At 64.2% G+C, this 17653-nt stretch carries 17 protein-coding genes and 1 tRNA gene; 2 read left to right on the forward strand and 16 right to left on the reverse strand.

The features are described from left to right. Nucleotides 1-210: 210 nt before the first annotated feature. From KVP70_RS03310 to KVP70_RS03355, 10 genes are all read right to left on the reverse strand, one after another. Nucleotides 211-1737, reverse strand: a complete 1527-nt coding sequence (locus KVP70_RS03310) for a lipopolysaccharide biosynthesis protein (protein ID WP_217940624.1) — start codon at nt 1735-1737, stop codon at nt 211-213. Continuing rightward, nucleotides 1738-2445 (reverse strand): exosortase-associated protein EpsI, B-type, encoded by a 708-nt coding sequence (gene epsI, locus KVP70_RS03315; RefSeq protein WP_217940625.1) that lies wholly within the window; start codon nt 2443-2445, stop codon nt 1738-1740. Between the two features lie 41 nt (nt 2446-2486). Further along, entirely contained in the window at nt 2487-3344 is an 858-nt protein-coding gene (gene xrtB / locus KVP70_RS03320) for an exosortase B (RefSeq protein ID WP_255575744.1), read from the reverse strand. A 32-nt stretch (nt 3345-3376) separates the two neighbouring features. Beyond that, nucleotides 3377-4255: a chain length determinant protein tyrosine kinase EpsG gene (gene epsG, locus KVP70_RS03325; protein WP_217940628.1), complete on the reverse strand. Its 879-nt coding sequence runs from the start codon at nt 4253-4255 to the stop codon at nt 3377-3379. 15 nt (nt 4256-4270) lie between these two features. Continuing rightward, nucleotides 4271-5671, reverse strand: coding sequence for a chain length determinant protein EpsF (gene epsF / locus KVP70_RS03330; RefSeq protein WP_217940630.1), 1401 nt, complete (start codon nt 5669-5671; stop codon nt 4271-4273). Nucleotides 5672-5722: 51 nt separating this feature from the next. Further along, nucleotides 5723-6508: a polysaccharide export protein EpsE gene (gene epsE, locus KVP70_RS03335; protein ID WP_217941132.1), complete on the reverse strand. Its 786-nt coding sequence runs from the start codon at nt 6506-6508 to the stop codon at nt 5723-5725. A 39-nt stretch (nt 6509-6547) separates the two neighbouring features. Next, nucleotides 6548-7522 (reverse strand): EpsD family peptidyl-prolyl cis-trans isomerase, encoded by a 975-nt coding sequence (locus KVP70_RS03340; RefSeq protein ID WP_217940632.1) that lies wholly within the window; start codon nt 7520-7522, stop codon nt 6548-6550. A 180-nt stretch (nt 7523-7702) separates the two neighbouring features. Continuing rightward, the gene (locus KVP70_RS03345) at nt 7703-9085 is read right to left on the reverse strand and encodes an undecaprenyl-phosphate glucose phosphotransferase (RefSeq protein WP_217940634.1); all 1383 of its coding nucleotides are present in this window, start codon (nt 9083-9085) and stop codon (nt 7703-7705) included. A 10-nt stretch (nt 9086-9095) separates the two neighbouring features. After that, a complete protein-coding gene (gene epsL, locus KVP70_RS03350; RefSeq protein WP_217940636.1) occupies nt 9096-10271 on the reverse strand; it encodes an XrtB/PEP-CTERM-associated polysaccharide biosynthesis outer membrane protein EpsL in 1176 nt (391 codons plus the stop codon). An 85-nt stretch (nt 10272-10356) separates the two neighbouring features. Beyond that, nucleotides 10357-11022, reverse strand: coding sequence for a CAAX prenyl protease-related protein (locus KVP70_RS03355; protein ID WP_217940638.1), 666 nt, complete (start codon nt 11020-11022; stop codon nt 10357-10359). 239 nt (nt 11023-11261) lie between these two features. On the opposite strand from KVP70_RS03355, the gene KVP70_RS03360 reads away from it, so the two are divergent. Further along, the gene (locus KVP70_RS03360; protein WP_217940639.1) at nt 11262-13160 is read left to right on the forward strand and encodes an ATP-binding cassette domain-containing protein; all 1899 of its coding nucleotides are present in this window, start codon (nt 11262-11264) and stop codon (nt 13158-13160) included. 61 nt (nt 13161-13221) lie between these two features. After that, a complete protein-coding gene (locus tag KVP70_RS03365; protein ID WP_217940641.1) occupies nt 13222-13947 on the forward strand; it encodes a hypothetical protein in 726 nt (241 codons plus the stop codon). A 9-nt stretch (nt 13948-13956) separates the two neighbouring features. On the opposite strand, the gene KVP70_RS03370 is transcribed toward KVP70_RS03365, so the two are convergent. The 6 genes from KVP70_RS03370 to KVP70_RS03390 form a co-directional block, all read right to left on the reverse strand. Continuing rightward, a tRNA-Arg gene (locus tag KVP70_RS03370) sits at nt 13957-14031 on the reverse strand. Between the two features lie 69 nt (nt 14032-14100). Then, nucleotides 14101-14823, reverse strand: coding sequence for a PEP_CTERM-anchored TLD domain-containing protein (locus KVP70_RS03375; protein ID WP_217940643.1), 723 nt, complete (start codon nt 14821-14823; stop codon nt 14101-14103). 83 nt (nt 14824-14906) lie between these two features. Then, on the reverse strand, nt 14907-15038 hold the full coding sequence (locus KVP70_RS34590) for a hypothetical protein (protein WP_255575745.1): 132 nt from the start codon (nt 15036-15038) through the stop codon (nt 14907-14909). 183 nt (nt 15039-15221) lie between these two features. After that, nucleotides 15222-15617, reverse strand: a complete 396-nt coding sequence (locus KVP70_RS03380; protein WP_217940645.1) for a RidA family protein — start codon at nt 15615-15617, stop codon at nt 15222-15224. Next, complete coding sequence (locus KVP70_RS03385; protein ID WP_217940648.1) at nt 15617-16798, reverse strand: acyl-CoA dehydrogenase family protein; 1182 nt, start codon at nt 16796-16798, stop codon at nt 15617-15619. The genes KVP70_RS03380 and KVP70_RS03385 overlap by 1 nt, the downstream gene beginning before the upstream one ends. Further along, a complete protein-coding gene (locus KVP70_RS03390; RefSeq protein WP_217940650.1) occupies nt 16798-17652 on the reverse strand; it encodes an enoyl-CoA hydratase family protein in 855 nt (284 codons plus the stop codon). The genes KVP70_RS03385 and KVP70_RS03390 overlap by 1 nt, the downstream gene beginning before the upstream one ends. Nucleotide 17653 lies beyond the last annotated feature (1 nt).

A 17653-nucleotide genomic window follows, 5' to 3' on the forward strand; every position in this document is an offset into this window, starting at 1 on the left:
CCGATTAGCAACATTCTGAGCTTTATTTGATTAAAAGCAGGTGAATGGAGTTATACTCATAAGATTGCCAAACAATAATTAAAGGCAAAAACAACAACTTTGTTATTTAAATTGAAACAGTCCGGACGGACCCAGGCACAAGATTAGTTACCTGCTGTAATTATGGCACTAATCCAGTGGCGGGTCCGACTTTTATGGTCGGCTATGGCGTTACGGCAACGCTGCGTACTTGCGCAGCTTGGCGGGGACCAGTTCCAGCTCCTCGCGGGACCAGATTCCCAGCACATAGAGCAGCCCCCAGAGAACGGCGCAGGAGACCGCGCTGCACAGCAGCAAGGCCCACGCACCATTCCCAAGCGGCAGCACCCATAGCGCCAGCGTGGCGGCAAGCGTTGCAATCGCGCACTTGAGCAGACCCGGCCAGTACGGCGCATAGCGCCACGCCTCGGTTTTCATGCGGCCGATGACCAGCGAAGTGTAGCAAAACTCGACGCCGAACAGTATCAGGAACAGCAAGGGCCACTGACGGGTTTGCAAAGCCAGCCAGACACAAACCGGGGTCAGCAACAGTACCAGGCTGACGCGGGTGGTGACGATGGAACGCCCCAGGGCGTGCGCCAGCAAATCGGTCAGCCGCCGGTGGGCCAGCATGACGAAAACGCTGAGCCAGCCGACCAGCAGCCAGTGGGCCGAACCATAGCGTCCGGCGCTGAGCAAGTCGCACACCTGGTCGCCGCGCACGATGGCCACGACCATCAGCGGCAGCAAGAACAGCAGATTACCCTTATACATCATGCTGATGCGTGCGCCGAGGCGCGCCACGCTGCCTTCGGCCGCGTAGCGGACCACGAGCAAGGTGCGAACGATGGAGAACAGGAATTCCATCGGCATATACTTGCGCACCTGCTCGGCAAGATTGCGCGCGAAACCCAGCGGCGCAGTGGCGTCGGTGCCGAAAATACGGGTCGCCAGCAGGATGACCGCCTGCGGGCCCCACGTCAGGTTGGCGAAATTGGCGATCCACGCATTGCGGCCGGTCTGCAGCATCTTCCGCCAGCCGGGATGGGTCCAGCCCGGTTCGCTGGCCGGATCATGGCGCGTCGGCGCCAGCTTGCGGAACAGATACCAGGCCGCCATCAGCAGGCTGAAGGTGCTGGAGAACAGCTCGCCCACCGCCAGCGCCTCGGCGGTGCGCCACGCCTCATGCTCGAGCGCGAAGAAGACGAAGCCCAGCATGCAGACGTTGCGGGCCAGCTGGCTGGTCTGTGCGGCGCTCTGCATCATCAGGCAGGCCAGCAACTGGTCGCGGAAGACCCGGCTGATACCTTCTATGCACATCACCACTGCGTACGCGCGCACCACGGCCACGGCGCCGCCCAGCCCCAACCAGCCAGCCAGCATCGGCGCCAGCGCGAACAACACGGCGCCGCCCAGGAACAACAGCAAGGCCTGGGCCGCCACACATTGCATGACAAACACCTGGATCGCCCTGCCGCTGGCTTTTTGCTGCATCTGCGGCAGAAAAATGACGGTCACCCATTCCAGCCCGAAGCCGGACACCAGCATCCCGATTTCCAGCATCGCATACGCGGCGATGTAATTGCTGTACTCGGCCGCCGACAGGCGCCGCGAGATCCAGATCAGGATGCTGAAGCCGGCCAGCGCGTTCAGCAGGCGGCCGCCGGTGTAGTAGATAATGCTGAGCCGAAAAACCTTGCCCGAATAATTCTTACTCATCTATTCAGGCTTTGCGCTCGCCACGTCCAGGCTCTTGCCGACCAGTTTTTCCGACTTCTGCGGACCCAGCGCGCGCACCAGATCGCCGACAAAGGCGTCCTGCAGCAGGTATTGCTCGGCCGGCGCGGCACCCAGCGACGAGACGCGGAACAGCAAACCGTCCGGCACCTGCCCCAGCAGACCGGACTTCAGCTGCACCAGGCGCTGGCCCAGCATGCCGGTGACGGTTTCGCCGCCGACCCGTATCCAATAGGTGATCGGTTCCTGGCGCCCGCCCATCTGCGCCATCAGGCGCTTGGCCGGCACCGTCACGTCGCCGAAATGCAGGTTCTCGATCGCCAGCTGCTTGACCGAAAATCCCTGCGCCGTGTAGCACGATTCAGGCCGGTGCACGCGCAGCCGGCCGGTCTGGTCGCCGCCATAGGCGATCGACAGCATGACGCGGTCGCCGCGGCTGTTGATATAAGTGCGCGCCAGGGTCTCGTCATAGATCTTGGCGACCTTTTCCTGCACCTCCGGCGGCGGCTGTACCGGCGCCACGCTGTCGTCGATGCGCCAGTCGCCGAAGGCGGCCGGCACCAGGGTCTCCAAGCCCAACTTTTCCACCTGCGCCACCGCCTGGCGCTCGGGGTGCAGCAGCACCGCGGCGCCGCTCGATGCGAGCATCAGCGACATCAGTATCATCGTACTCAGCTTGGTTTTGTTCACGTCTCGTCTCGTCTCAAAGGGGGGCGCCGGGCGCCCGCGTATCAGGTGGCGGCCGCAGACTTGCGGTCAGGGTCGCTAAAGCGCAGCAGCGTATCGGTGGTCACGATCAGCAGCAATGCACTGATGAACAACACCATGCCGGCGAATCCGTGCAGGAAGCCCTGTCCGGCGGCGTCGCCCATGTGGTAGGTGACCAGCGTCAGCGTCATGACCCGGATCACGTTGGCGGTGAACGAGATCGGCACGATCAGGATCGCCAGGGTGACATTGCGGAAGAACGAGGTGTGGCGCACGATGTTCAGGTACAGCAAGCCCAGCGCTTCGAGCGTAAACAAGGTGTGCAAGCCGGCGCAGGCGTCGGCCACCAGCAGCTGGTATTGGCCGATCTGCAGGATCACGCCGGTGCGCGCGATCGGATAGCCGACCTGGTACAACACGTGTTCGGCCACATACGACACCGCCATCTTCATCGGCATCGTCACCGCGTCGACCAGCGGGCCGGGCAGCGGCAACATGAACAGCATGAAAAACAGCGGGAACCACTGGGCCTTCAGCGCCCTGGCGCCGCGCACCAGCAGCGCGCAACCGACCAGCAGCCACAGGAAGGAACCCATCTCGACGATCTGAATTTCCTGGGTCCGGCCGACAATGTAGAACAGCACGCCCAACACCACGACCGGCCAGCCCCAGGCGCTGCCGCGGCGGCCCTCGCTGGCCGCCATCATGGCCGGCCAGTTGCGGAAGATCAGCCACAATGCCACGCCGAAAATAATCGGTCCGTGCGCCTGCTCCTCGGTACTCCAGATGCCGGTGAACATGTCGTAGAAGGTCGGCACATACATCACCAACATGCCCAACAGCACCGGCCACCACAGGCGGATACCGTCGCCACGGGCCAATTCCCCAATCCGCAGGCTACGCATCACAGCACTCACTTGAAGTCGACCAGCACGGAGCCGACGATCTCCGCGCCGGTATGGGAGATTTGCTCCGCCAGCGCGGCGATGCTGTCGATCGGCGTCTTGTTGTTGCGCGCCACGATCAGCACGCCGCCGGCACGCGCCGCCAGCGCCAGCGCATCCGAGCCCAGCTCGGCAGCCGGCACATCGTACAGCACCACGTCGTAGCGCGACTCGAGCATCAGGTTGACGCTGGCACAGCTGCTGCGGTTGATCAATTCCTGCGGATTGGGCGGCAGCGTGCCGGCGCTCAGCACCGACAGGGCGACAAACGAGTCGACCTTCTGGATCGCTTCGGCGTCGGCGCGACCGGCCAGCATGTCGGACAGGCCGTGGCGGTTGGGCAAGTCGAAAATCTCGTGCTGGCGCGGCGTGCGCAGGTTGGCGTCGACCAGCAGCGTCTGCTCGCCCAGCTGCGAGAACACCACCGCCAGATTGGCGGCAAACAGGCTGGCGCCATCGCCGCTTTCCAGCCCGACCACCACCAGCGCCTTGCGGCCGCGGGCGAACCAGCGCAACATCAACTGGCTACGCACGGCGCGCAGGGTTTCGACCTGGGCCGAGAACGGTTCATAGGCGGCCACCAGCAGCGGCGAGAACTTGCCCTCGCCGGCCTGCAGGTAGGGATAGTCGAATTGGCGCGCCAGCACCTGCTGGATGTCGGCCTCGGTGATCAGGCCCAGGCGCTGGGCCGCTTCGCCGAAGCGGATGCCCAGCTCTTTTTGCATGCGCAGCACCCGCTCGGCGTTTTCCGGCGTGATCTTGCCGGACGCCAGCAGCAGCGCGCCGATGCTGGAATCGCGCCCGCCGGCTGCGACCGGCGACGGAGGGGAAACGGTGGGTTGGTTCATCGTAGTATCCATGGTTCAATTCAAGCGTGCGCGGCGCGGCGCGAACGCCTTCGCCAGTTTGGAACGGGGACGCTGAGGCGCGCCCCACTGGATGCTACCGAGCACCGGCAACTGCGCCAGGTCGACCAGGTCGGCGGCGGAGCGCACGCGGCGGTCCAGCATTTCCGCCAGCATCGCGAAGCCCAGGCCGAGCATCGTGCCGATCACCAGTGCCAGCGCAATATTCAACGGCAGGCGCGGCATCCAGGCATCGACCGGCGGCACCGCCGGATTGAGGATGGCCACCTCCGACTGCTCGGCCTGGCCCTCGAGGCGGGTCTGCGACAGGCGCATCGAGGTCGTGTCGTAGGCGCGCTGGGCGCCCTCGACATCCTTTTGCAGCACGTTGAGCTCGTCGCGGGTGCGGTTCAGTTCCAGCACCTTGGACTTTTGCTCGGCCAGCGCGGCGCGGATCGCGCCTTCGCGCTGGCTCAGGATGCTGGCGTTGTTGCCGACGCTGTTGGAGGCGGCCTGCATCTGCGTCACCAGATTGGCGTGCAGCTGGTCCACCTCGGCCTTGGAGCTCTGGTATTGCGGATGGTTCTTGCCCAGGCGCTGGCCCAGCTCGGCCAGCTTGCTCTCGGCGTTGCTCAGGCTGGCGCGCAAATTCTGGATCAGCGGGTTGTTGGCCACGTCGGGCGAATCGCTGCTGCCGGCGGCGCGCTTGCGCGACGCCGCTTCCATCGACTGGCCCTGGGCCATGACCAGCTGCGCCGACAAGTCGTTGAGGCGATTCGATTCCACGTCGAGGCGGTTGTCGATGCTGACGATGCCGTGCTCCTGCTGGTACTTGGTGAGCCGGCTCTGCGCCGCCTCGACCGCGTCGCGCGACACCTTGATCTGGTCGTTAAAGTACAGCGCCGCCTTCTTGGACGGATCGACCTTGAGCTGGATGCTCAGTTTCTGGTATTCCTCGACGAAGGCGTTGGCGATCGCCGCCACAAAATCCGGATCGGCGCCCTTGAAGCTGATCTCCACCACGCTGCTCTCGCGCGACGGCGTGATATCGAGCTTTTTCAGCAGCAGTTCGGCCAGCCAGTCGCGCACCGTGCCCTTGCCGTCGGCGTCGTCCTGGAACTGCTGGATGATGACCGGGTTGGTGGCCAGGTGCAGCCGGTCGACCACCCGCAGCGCGACGTTCTTGCTTCCGAGCACGTCGATCTGGGTCGCCACGTAGCCCGGCATCAGCAGGCCCGGCGAGGCCATGCCGGTGACCGGATCGACGCCTTTGGAATTGAGCAGGACCGAGGCGATGCCCTTGTAGGTCTTGGGCATGACCAGACTGACGACGATGGTCAGCACCAGGGTCACCAGCAGGGTCCACAAGAAAATCTTCTTGCGTGCCCGTAGTATCAAAAAGAACTGTGAGAAATTCATGGGTGCGCTTTCAATCAATGCAGTAAAGGCTGGAAACGGCCAGCCACCACTTTAAAACAGGCTTTCCTTGACATAGACGACGTCGTCGGCCTGCACCAAGTCATCGTGCTTGGCGTCGATGGTCTGCAGCACGCCGGCCTGGTCGCGGCGCTTGATGCGGATGCCACGCTCGGTGCCGCGCGCGGTCAGGCCGCCGCCGGCCGACAAGGCTTGCACCACCGTCATATTGCGTTCCAGGCGGAACGGACCCGGCCGCTGCACCTCGCCGTAGATGTAGAAGCGCGGCGCGCGCTCGACATAGACCACATCGCCCGGCGCCAGTTCGACATTGTGGTCGAAATTGGCCGAACGCACCATCTGGATGATGTCGACCGTTTCCTTGCTCAGCTTATCGCCGCGGGTACTGACCACGGTGACCAGGTCGCCGCCGTCGGCGGCGATGCCGCCCGCCATGGCCAGCACGTCCATCAGGCCACGGCGCGCGTCCATCGGGTAGCGCCCTGGACGGTTAATCTGGCCCAGCACCGACACCTGCTGGCTCTGCGCCAGCGTCAACAGCATATTGACCTGCGGCTTCTTGACAAAACCGCCCGTTTCCAACAGCGTGCCGAGCTTCTTCTCGGCAGCCGACACCGTCAGGCCGCTGACAGCGACCTGGCCCAACAAGGGGAACGTGATGAAACCGGATTCGCTGACGCGCGTCTCCACCGCCAGATCGGGGTTGTTATACACGGTCACCTTGACCACGTCGCTCGGTCCCAGCGTCAGTTCCGCAGCCATCGCCTGGCCGGTCAGCGCCAGCAGGAACAGCGCCATCCGCAATACATATCGTTTCATCATGTGCTCATTTCTTAAAAAAAGACCGGAAAGCCGGGGTTATTTCAGGCCGGCCACGCCACGCGCATTGATGTCTTCGGCCGGGGTTGCCGGCGCGGCGGCCGGGGCTAAGGCCGGCGCGGCCGACGCGGCGCCCGGCGGCGTCGCCGCGGCCGGTGCGGCTTTGGCGCCCGGCTGGTCGGCCGGGTTCACATAGTCGATCTTGGCGGCGGCGCGCAGGCGGGCGATTTCCGCATCGCTGGCATCCTTGATTTTCTTGTTGTACAAAAACTGTTCAATCTGATTGCTCGACGCCTCGAGGGTGACCGGGGTTTCGCGCACCTCGCTGATGCTGGCGATGATGCTGCGGTCGCCCTCACGGACGATGAAGCGCTCGCCCTTCGGCATCGCCAGCAGCTTGGCGGCCAACTCGGGCGGCAGATCGGCGCTGCTGCGCACCGACTGGGCGCGCGCGTACTTGACGCCGTGCGTGTCGAACCAGCCGGCCAGCTCATCGAGCGACTTGCTGGCGTCGATCGCGGCCTTGGCGGCATCGTTCATATCGGCGCTGGCCACCACCAGCTGGCGCATGTCGAGCGTCTTGCGGTGCGCGAACAGGTCCGCATGCTTGTCGAAATACTCGCCAATCTCGGCCTTGGTCGGACGGGCGACCGCCCCCACCTGCTTTTGCAAATACGATTGCGCCACGATCAGCGCCTTGGCGCGCTCGATCGCCTGCACCACCTTGGGATCGCGATCGGTCTTGTCCTTGGCGGCCTGATTGAGCAACAGCTGGCGGTCGACCAGCGACTCGATCAGCTGCTTGCGGGCGGCGGCCTGCTGCGCCACCGGCACGTTGGCGCGCGCCAACTCTTCATTCAACTGCAAAATGGTGATTTCTTCGCCATTGACGCTGACCAGCGTCTGGCCAGGTTTCTTTTCCTTGCTGTTGCCGCACCCTACCAGGCCCAGCGCAACGACCACGGCGAGGTAGATGGCACCGCGCCCAAAACGTACAGTGGCAGTATGATTCAAGATATGTCCTTAAGGATGGAAAACAATCAACTCGATGTGCGCGCGCCGCCATGACGGCAACCCGCATTAGATTATAAACAATACTACAGTAATGCCAAAGCCTTAACCCTGCCGCGCAACAAAACACTTATCAGAGTGCAATTTTATTGTTGCTCTATTAAGCCTCGCTTAACCGTGCGCCTAATGGGCGTTTTCGCGCTTCAAAACCACCAGCACGGTGCGCATGATAATCTTCAAATCCAGCCACAGCGACCAGTTGCGCAGGTAGTCCAGATCGAAACGCACCCGCGCCTCCATCTTGTCGAGCGTCTCGGTCTCGCCGCGCAGGCCGTTCACCTGGGCCCACCCCGTGATGCCGGGCTTGACCTTGTGACGCAGCATGTAGCCCTTGATCAGCTTGCGGTACTGCTCGTTGTGCGCCACCGCGTGGGGCCGCGGTCCGACGATGCTCATGCGCCCCTGCAGCACGTTGATGAACTGCGGCAGCTCGTCGAGCGAGGTGCGGCGCAGGAAGGCGCCGACCCGGGTCACGCGGGCGTCGCCCTTGGTCGCCTGCACCACCTTGGCGCCGTCGTCGGTGACGGTCATCGAGCGGAATTTGTAGACGATGATCTGCTCGCCGTACAGGCCGTAGCGACGCTGGCGGAAGATGACCGGCCCGGGCGAGCTGGCCTTGACCGCCACCGCGATCACCAGCATCACCGGCAACAGCATCAATTGGATCACGAAGGCCAGCAGGATGTCGCTGACGCGCTTGACCAGGCTGTTAATGCCGGTAAACGGCGTCTCACAGATGGCGATCACCGGCATGCCGCCGACGCTGTCGAAGCGCGCCTGCATCAGGTCGAACACATAGATGTCGGGCAAAAAATAGACCGAGGCCGTGGTGTCCTGCAACTCGTCGATCAGCTTGCGTATCCGCGGCTGGGCCGAAATCGGCTGGCTGATGAAGATCATCTTGGTCTTGTGCTCGCGCACGTAGCCGGCGATGTCGTTCATGTTGCCGAGAATGGCATGGCGGATGTTCGCCGGCCGGCGCGCCTCGACCCGGTCGTCGAAATAGCCGCGCACGGACATGAAGAGATTGGGATAGGTCTCGATGCGGTTGGCGAACTTGACGCTGACGTCGTTGGCGCCGACGATCACCACCGAGCGCGGCTCCATGCCCATGCCCTTGCCGCCGCCGAGCCGGCGCACCACGCCGTGCACGGCCAGCAGCAACAGCGGCGTGGCGACGAACCACTGCATCGCCAGCTGGCCATCGATGTGGCTGCGCATGCCGGTGACCACGCCCAGCAGCACCAGCAGCGCCACCGTCACCAGCCAGCCGCCGATCAGATCGCGCACGTAGGCAAGCATGCGGCCGTTGCGCCAGGCCTGGTATGGATCAATATGCTGGTACACCGCGGTCGAGATGAAAAACCCCAGGATCAGCAGGATCAGCGAATAGCCGTTCATTTGCTGGCCGTCGAGAATGATGACCAGGTACAGCATCCCCATGATGAGCAGCGGATCGAGCACGCGCTGGATAAAGGAGAGAAAGGGAATATCGGTAACCGTCATGGTGACTTATTTAGAATTGAACACTGGCAGAGAAGGACGTGCCATGCGTGTGGTAATTGGTCAGCTCGTTGCCCGAGCGCGTTTCACGGAACAGGTTCAGCGCCAGCTGGATCTGCTGCGTCGGCTGATAGCTCAGGCCGGCCGAGACGTTGCGCGTGCGGTCGTCGAGGGAGCGCAAGGCGGTCACGCCGGGAATGACGATGAAGTCGCGCTTTTCCTGGCGCGCCGAGAACGTCGCGGCCGTCTTGCCGGTCAATTCCCAGTCGCCCGTCAGCAAGGCGCCGGTGTTGATGCTGTTGCTCACCGAGGTGCTCTCGACCGCCGTAAAGCGGCGCCACACGCTGCTGTTCATGCGCAATTTGCGCAGCATCGACCAGTTGAAGCTGGCCGAGCCGTTGACGCCGCTGGCGTCGCGCGTATCGAGGAAGTTGTGCGTGCGGCGGGCGCGTCCGGCCAGCATCTGGAACTGCGAGGTGGCGCTGAAGATCCACTGCACGTTGAGCTTGACGTCATTTTGCGTGTAACTGTCGTCGATGGGGATGAAACCCAACAACAGATGGTTGGGGTAGGCCCCCTTCTGCCGCCCCACCTGCAGGCCGACGCGGCTGCCGCTGCTGGCCAGGTAATCCAGGCCGACACTGGCGTCGTCCTCGGTGCGGTCATTGAATTTTTGCGCGGCCAGGCTGTAGGTGGACTTTTGCGTGCTGTAGGCGCCGTGCACGCGCCAGCTCGGATGCAACCGCCAGCCGCCGTCCACGTATTCGCGCCGCTGCACCCGCAAGTTCTGCTCGGAGATGTGGAAATCGCTGAACGAGGTCAGCGTCTGCGCATAGGTGACGCCCAGGTGGCCGTCCAGGTGATTGCCCAGCATCCAGGCCAGATCGGCCGCCGCATCCTTGCCGTTGTAGTCCAGCGAGTCATTGCGGGCGAACGCCACCCGCGAAGCCTCGACCCGCCCCGTCAGCAGTTGCCGGCCCAGCGGCCGCTCAAACACCACGCCGCCGCGATATTGCGTCGTCGTGTCGTCGCGCTCGCCACCCGCGCCAGCCGCGCCGTCGGGCAGGCGAAACAGGTTGGCGTCATAATTGCGCGAGACGGCGGCGAAGGGATGGATGGTATCACTGAGCTCGGCGCGCGCAGGCGCGACGCACGCCACTCCCAAAACAACGGTCAGCAGTCCGGACATGCGGACTGGGACATTAGGCAAAGATCTCGACATTAAAATTTTCTTTTGAGAAGGTCCGTCGGCTGGGCAGGCATACTGACGACAATTACCAGTATGACCAATTCCCAGTGAAAACAATCCACAATCCGAGCAAGCCATTGGTCACGCCGTGGGCCAATATCGGGGAACGAAGATTGCCGCTGTGCACATATAACCAGCCATAGACCAAGCCGGCAACCATTCCGGCCAGCCACAGGTTGTGTTCGAAGCCAAATAATATCACAGCAACAACAAAGCCCCGCAGCCTAGCGTGCGCGGGGGGGGCGTCGAGAAATTGCGGCTCGTCGATCCACCGCATCAGGAACGAACGCCAAAACAATTCCTCCATCACCGGCACCACGATGGCGGCGCCGACGATGCGCAGCGCCACCAGCACCCATTGGACCTGCCCCTGCGCGTCGCGCGGATCGTAGCCGCTGCCGTGGCCGATCAGCATCCAGTCGGCGTCGAGATTAACCCACAGCACCAACACCAGCACGCCGGCGCCCAGCGCCAGCAGCAACTGGCGTCCCGCCGGCCAGGCCAGCGCCAATTCACTATAGCGGCGCCGGTAGTATAACAACAGTGCCGCCACGACGGTGATCTTGAGCGGATAAAGCCAGCGCAGGTCCACCCCCTCCCCCAGCAGCCGCTGCAACAGATCGGCAATGGCGATGAACGCCATGTAACAGGCGAACGGCAGCACGCGCGGCAGCGCGTCGCGCTCAAACACGGGGACTCCGGCACGGCGGCGGACATGAGGACGGAAGGCGCATGGAAGACTCGGGGGGCTGGTGGCTACCGTCGGTATTGTAATAGGAGCAAGTATGGCTGTCCATAGCGCCGGTGTGGCGTACGCTGGCCGACAACTGCATGGCAGCAGAGCGCAGATACCGGTACAATGCCGGTTTCCCCATCCGCAACAGCGGCCCGCTCCGGGCGCGCGGCACGTCTCTTCCCCTCATATTCCCTATGGCTGTCATCTCTTTATCTTCCGCCCAACTGGCGTTCGGTCACGTCGCCCTGCTTGACCACGCAGAATTCTCCCTGGAGGCTGGCGAACGTGTCGGCCTGATCGGCCGCAACGGCACCGGCAAGTCATCGCTGCTGAAAATCATTTCCGGCCGCTTCAAGCTCGACGACGGCCTGCTGGTGATGCAGCAAAACCTGCAAATTGCCTATGTCGAGCAGGAGCCGGTGTTCGATCCGGACATGGCGGTGCACGACGCCGTGGCCGCCGGCATGGGAGAGTTGCCGGGCCTGCTGAAGGAATACGACGCGCTGACCGGCCAATTCGGCCAGGGCAACGACGAGGCGCTGATGGAACGCATGCACGACATCCAGGTCAAGCTGGACGCGGCCGACGCCTGGAACCTGCCGAACAAGGTCGAAACCGTGCTCGACCGCCTGAACCTGCGCGGCGACATGCAGATGAAGACCCTGTCGGGCGGCATGCAAAAGCGCGTGGCGCTGGCGCGCGCGCTGGTGTCGGCGCCGGACGTGCTGCTGCTGGACGAGCCGACCAATCACCTGGACTTCAGCTCCATCCTGTGGCTCGAGGGCCTGCTGCGCGACTTCAAGGGCAGCGTACTGTTCATCACCCACGACCGCTCCTTCCTGGACAACGTGACCACCCGCATCATCGAACTGGACCGCGGCAAGCTGCTGTCCTTCCCCGGCAACTTCACCACCTACCAGGCACGCAAGGCCGAGTTGCTGGAGAACGAAGAGGTCGAGAACGCCAAGTTCGACAAGGTGCTGGCGCAGGAGGAAGTCTGGATACGCAAGGGCGTCAAGGCGCGCCGCGTGCGCGACGAAGGCCGTGTGCGCCGCCTCGAAGCGCTGCGCCTGCAGCGCAGCGCGCGCCGCGACCAGCAAGGCCAGGTCAAGCTGGAGGTGACGGCCGGCGAACGCTCGGGCAAGGTGGTCGCCGAACTGGAAAACATCAGCAAGCATTTCGGCGAGCGCGTCATCGTCAACAATTTCACCGGCACCATCCTGCGCGGCGACAAGGTCGGGCTGATCGGCGCCAACGGCGCCGGCAAGACCACCCTGCTCAAGATGATCCTGGGCGAACTGGCGCCGGACAGCGGCACGGCCAAGCTGGGAACCAAGCTGCAAGTGGCGTACTTCGACCAGATGCGCAGCCAACTCAACGAGGAAGCCAGCCTGATGGACACCATCGCCCCAGGCAGCGACTGGGTCGAGGTCAACGGTGCGCGCAAACACGTGATGAGCTACCTGGGCGACTTCCTGTTCGCACCGGAACGCGCGCGCTCACCGGTCAAGTCGCTATCCGGCGGCGAGCGCAACCGCCTGCTGCTGGCGCGCCTGTTCGCCAAGCCGGCCAACTGCCTGGTGCTCGACGAGCCGACCAACGACCTTGACATCGAGACCCTGGAGCTGCTGGAGGAACTGCTGGAAGACTACCCCGGCACGGTGTTCCTGGTCAGTCACGACCGCACCTTCCTCGACAATGTGGTCACCCAGGTCATCGTGGCTGAAGGCGAGGGCCACTGGCGCGAATTCGTCGGCGGCTACAGCGACTGGGAACGCGTGCGCGACACCATCGCCGCGCAGCCCAAGGCGAGCAAGGCGGCGCCCAAGGTCGAGCCTTCCACACCGGCGGCGGCGACCAAGTCCAAGAAGCTCAGCTTCAAGGAACAACGCGAACTGGAAGAGTTGCCGGCCCTGATCGCCACGCTGGAGAACGAGCAGACCGCGCTGGCGCTGCAGTTGTCGGCGCCCGATTTCTACAAAAAGAACGCGGCCGAAGCCAAGCGGGTCAACGCCCGCGTCGAGGCGATCGAAGCCGAGTTGCTGGCCGCGCTGGAACGCTGGGAACAGATCGAAGCGCGCCGACAAGCTTGACGGGATGGCCTTGCGCGCCAGGATGGGGTAGCATCGCCACAGGCCATCCGATGAGGAACCCATGACACCTGCCCCCCTCCTTGCCCGCCAGCGCGGCGCCGCGCTGCTGGTGCTGGTCACCACGATAGGCCTGGGCGCCGCCGTCGCGGCGATCAACAGCTTCAACGTGCGCCAGGGCGACCAGCGGCGCGAGCGCGAAACGCTGCTGACCTTGAGCGCAGCGCGCGAAGCGCTGACCGGCTTTGCGCTGCGCAATGGACGGCTACCCCGCCCCGCGATCTCCGCCACCGACGGCCGCGAGCGGGAGGCCGACTGCGCCGACGAAATCGCGTGCACCGGCTTGCTGCCATGGAAGGCGCTGGGCATTCCCGCCACCGATGCCTGGGGCAAGCGCTTGCGCTACAGCGTGACGCCGCCGATGAGCAGGAAAAACTTCAGTGCGGTGGAAACGGTGGCGACCAAGCGCCTGGTCACGCGCAACGCGACCGGAGAGAAATATTTTTTGCTGGGGCGAACCGTGTGCGAGGTCACCGCGCAGTGCGCGCCGGCCATCGTCTATTCCAGCGGGCGCAAAAACTTTGGCGTGACTGAACAGGGTGCGCGACTGGCCAACGGCGCGGCCCGCAACATCGACGAGCAACACAACGACAGCGCCAGCAATGACTTCATCGTCCGTCCCGGCAGCACCGACAGCGATGTGCCCGGAGGGGAATTCGACGACCTGGTGGTGTGGCTGTCGCTACCGACACTGTACCAACAGATGGCGCGCGCCGGCGCTTTGCGCTGACCGCGGCGCTGGTATCGCCAACAGGAATCGAACCTGTATCTAAGTCTTAGGAGGACCTTGTACTATCCATTGTACTATGGCGACCACAATCGGCTGGTATTGTACCGCCTACACCGGCAGTCACCAAGGGTTATCAGGCCCGCCCGAGTCCACTCAAGCCCGGCGGCCCGCCCGCATCCGCGCGACACCGACCAGCGCCAGGCCGGCGACCAACAACTGCCATAACTGCGGCTCGGGCACCGCCGCGATTTTATACACCTCGATGCGACCGTAGGTGATCGACGTGTCGGCCGAATTGTCCAGCAGGCTGGTCCACGCGCTATTGCAGGAATTGCTGCAATAGCTGACCATGGACGACGAGCCGGTGTTCAGGTTGTAGTCCACCGCCAGGTCGGCGCCGGCACCAAAGATGGGACCGCTCGAAGGATCGTTGAACGCCAGTACCGCACCGAAATCGTCCGGAATGTCATAGCGCGGGATCTGGTTGTAGATCTTGCCCGAGGTGAGATTGAAAAGCAGGCCGATGCGATGATATTGCGGCACGGTCATCGTCGGGGTGCCTGAGGAATTCCAGTTGTAGGGGTTGTAGCCCCCGATCACCCAGGTCTGACCGGACGAATTGCTTGCCTCCATGATGGAGAAAGTCGGGCCCTTATTGTCGACCGCGGCATGAAATTGCGTCGCGGTATCGCCGCTCGATTTGCTGAACAACAAAGACAATTTCAAATCGGGCCGATCCAGCCACGAAGCCAGCTGGGCTTGGTCAGCGTTGGTCAGCAGCCCCGCACCTGCGGCGCCGGCGGCGCCAGGCAGCGCCAGCGCCAGTGCCAGCGTGGCGCTCATTACTGTGACGACTCTCTTTGCAACGGTCTTCATGGCATTACCTCTTATACAAAATTATCCGATGTGCTAAATATAGCACATTGGCAATTAAAATTAATAGTTTGTTCTTTTGCAAATCAAGTAAGCATATCCCGAACGATGGCGGTGACGACGATTTCCATCAAGGCGGGTGCGTCCAGCACACCCGGCACCGGGACCGCCGTCATCGCCGGGCAAGGCGGCCCACCTGGCGGTTGAAGAGCTTTCATTCAAATTGTCCTTGTTATTTTGATTATATGGCGCCCGCTTGCTGCGCTCGCAGCAATTCGCGCGCGCGTCTATGCTGCGGAGCGGGACTGGCGTTGCGCCGTTCGATGGGCAGAGTCTGGTAATCGGCGCTGCCGTGTTCACGGTCGCCCTGGCGGCCTCACTGGACTTCTGAGCGCCCGCTCTCACGCATCGGCCACCACCGCCGTCACCTCGATCTCCACCCGGGCCCGGTCCTCGACCAGCCCGGCCACCTGCACCGCCGTCATGGCCGGGAAGTGCAGGCCGATGACCTCGCGGTAGGCCGCGCCCACCTCCTTGTAGGCGCCGACGTACTCCTTTTTGTCGAGCACATACCAGGTCATGCGCACGATGTGCTCGGGCCGCGCGCCGGCCTCGGCCAGCACCGCCACCACGTTGAGCAAGGCCTGGCGTACCTGGCCGGCGAAGTCGTCGGTGTGGAACACGCCCTCGCCGTCCCACCCTATCATGCCGCTGACGCACACCGTGCGTCCGCTGGCGGCCACGCCGTTCGAATAGCCACGCGGCCGGACCCAGCCCGGCGGTTGAAGAAATTCCATCATTGTTCCTTGGTGTGTGCCGCGCGCAGCAATTCGCGCGCGATGATCAGTTGCTGGACTTCGGTGGCGCCCTCGTAGATGCGCAGCGCGCGGATCTCGCGGTACAGGCGCTCGACCGGCTGCTCGCTGACCACGCCCAGGCCGCCGAACATCTGCAGCGCGGCGTCGATCACCTGCTGCGCCGTTTCGGTGGCCGTGAGCTTGGCCATCGCCGCCTCCCTGGTCACGTTGCGTCCCTGGTCGCGTTGCCAGGCGGCGCGGTAGGTCAGCAGCGCGGCGGCGTCGATGCCGGTCGCCATCTGCGCCAGCTTGGCCTGCGTCATCTGGAAGTCCGACAGCATCTGGCCGAACATCTTGCGCTGCATGGCGTGCGCCAGCGCCTCGTCCAGCGCGCGCCGCGCGAAACCCAGCGCGGCCGCCGCCACCGAGGTGCGGAACACGTCCAGCGTCGACATCGCGACCTTGAAGCCCTGCCCCGCCGCGCCGATGCGCTGCGTGGCCGGCACGCGGCAATCGCGGAACACCAGGCGCGCCAGCGGATGCGGGGCGATCACCTGGATGCGCTCGGCGATCTCGAAGCCCGGCGTATCGGCGTCGACGATGAAGGCGCTGATGCCCGCCGCCCGCCGCGCAGCCCCCGGCTGCGCGGCTTCGCCGGTGCGCGCGAACACCACGTAGAAATCGGCGATGCCGCCGTTGGAGATCCAGGTCTTCTCGCCATTGAGCACATAGTGGTCGCCATCCTGGACCGCCGCGCACTGCATGGCGGCGACGTCGGAACCGGCCTGCGGCTCGGACAGCGCGAAGGCGGCAATCGCCTCGCCGCGCGCCACGCGCGGCAGGTACGCCTCGCGCTGGGCCGGCGTGCCGTGCAGGCTGATGGCGCCCGAGCCCAGGCCCTGCATGGCGAAGGCGAAATCGGCCAGGCCGTTGTGGCGCGCCAGCGTCTCGCGGATCAGGCAGATGGCGCGGGTGTCGATGCTCTCCCCCGCCGCGCCGGCGATCGCGTGCCGCAGCCAGCCGGCGTCGCCCAGCTGGCGCACCAGCTGGCGGCAGGCGGCATCGACGTCGGCCTCGTGATGCTGCGCGACGTGCTGCGCGGCCCAGGCCTCGAGCTCGCGCTCCAGCACCGCATGGCGCGGCTCGAAGAACGGCCATTCCAGATAGGTTTTATCGCTCATCAGTCGCCTTCGAATTCAGGTTTTTGCTTGGCCACGAAAGCATGGTAGGCGCGGTGGAAATCGTTGGTCGCCATGCAGATCGCCTGCGCCTGCGCTTCCGCCTCGATGGCTTCGTCGACGCCCATATTCCATTCCTGCTGCAGCATTTTCTTGGTCATGCCGTGGGCGAAGGTCGGGCCGTCGGCCAGGCCTTGGGCGAAGGCGCGCGCGGAGGCCAGCAGCGCTTCCGGTTCCTGCAGGCTGTTGAAGAAGCCCCAGCGCTCGGCCTCCGCGCCGGACATCGAACGTCCGGTGTACAACAGCTCGGCCGCGCGGCCCTGGCCGATCACGCGCGGCAGCAAGGCGCAGGCGCCCATGTCGCAGCCGGCCAGGCCGACCCGCGTGAACAGGAAGGCGGTCTTGCTGCGCGCCGTGCCGAGGCGGATGTCCGAGGCCAGCGCCAGGATCGCGCCGGCGCCGGCGCAGATGCCGTCGACCGCCGCCACGATCGGCTGCGGGCAGGCGCGGATGGCTTTCACCAGGTCGCCCGTCATGCGCGTGAACGCCAGCAGGCCGGGCATATCGAGCCTGGTCAGCGGGCCGATGATGTCGTGCACGTCGCCGCCGGAGCAGAAGTTGTCGCCGGCGCCGGTGATGACCACGGCCTTGACGTCGTCCGCATAGGCCAGCGCGCGGAACAGGTCGCGCAGCTCGGCGTAGGAATCGAAGGTCAGCGGGTTTTTGCGCTCGGGGCGATTGAGCGTCAGCGTGGCGACGCCGCCGCTGACCTCAAACAGAAAATGGCTGGCCTGGTAGTCGGCCAGCGCGGCGCGGTTGCCGGGCAGTTGCTGGGCTTCGCCGGGAAGATATCGCATG

It is taken from the genome of Duganella violaceipulchra (genome assembly GCF_019166075.1).
Taxonomy (GTDB): domain Bacteria; phylum Pseudomonadota; class Gammaproteobacteria; order Burkholderiales; family Burkholderiaceae_D; genus Rugamonas; species Rugamonas violaceipulchra.

Coding starts and splice junctions, on each gene's coding strand:
- KVP70_RS03310 (WP_217940624.1), bottom strand. CDS start 1,737: ATGAGTAAGAATTATTCGGGCAAGGTTTTTCGGCTCAGCATTATCTAC.
- epsG (WP_217940628.1), bottom strand. CDS start 4,255: ATGAACCAACCCACCGTTTCCCCTCCGTCGCCGGTCGCAGCCGGCGGG.
- epsF (WP_217940630.1), bottom strand. CDS start 5,671: ATGAATTTCTCACAGTTCTTTTTGATACTACGGGCACGCAAGAAGATT.
- epsE (WP_217941132.1), bottom strand. CDS start 6,508: ATGAAACGATATGTATTGCGGATGGCGCTGTTCCTGCTGGCGCTGACC.
- KVP70_RS03345 (WP_217940634.1), bottom strand. CDS start 9,085: ATGACGGTTACCGATATTCCCTTTCTCTCCTTTATCCAGCGCGTGCTC.
- epsL (WP_217940636.1), bottom strand. CDS start 10,271: ATGTCCGGACTGCTGACCGTTGTTTTGGGAGTGGCGTGCGTCGCGCCT.
- KVP70_RS03360 (WP_217940639.1), top strand. CDS start 11,262: ATGGCTGTCATCTCTTTATCTTCCGCCCAACTGGCGTTCGGTCACGTC.
- KVP70_RS03365 (WP_217940641.1), top strand. CDS start 13,222: ATGACACCTGCCCCCCTCCTTGCCCGCCAGCGCGGCGCCGCGCTGCTG.
- KVP70_RS03375 (WP_217940643.1), bottom strand. CDS start 14,823: ATGAAGACCGTTGCAAAGAGAGTCGTCACAGTAATGAGCGCCACGCTG.
- KVP70_RS34590 (WP_255575745.1), bottom strand. CDS start 15,038: ATGAAAGCTCTTCAACCGCCAGGTGGGCCGCCTTGCCCGGCGATGACG.
- KVP70_RS03380 (WP_217940645.1), bottom strand. CDS start 15,617: ATGGAATTTCTTCAACCGCCGGGCTGGGTCCGGCCGCGTGGCTATTCG.
- KVP70_RS03385 (WP_217940648.1), bottom strand. CDS start 16,798: ATGAGCGATAAAACCTATCTGGAATGGCCGTTCTTCGAGCCGCGCCAT.
- KVP70_RS03390 (WP_217940650.1), bottom strand. CDS start 17,652: ATGCGATATCTTCCCGGCGAAGCCCAGCAACTGCCCGGCAACCGCGCC.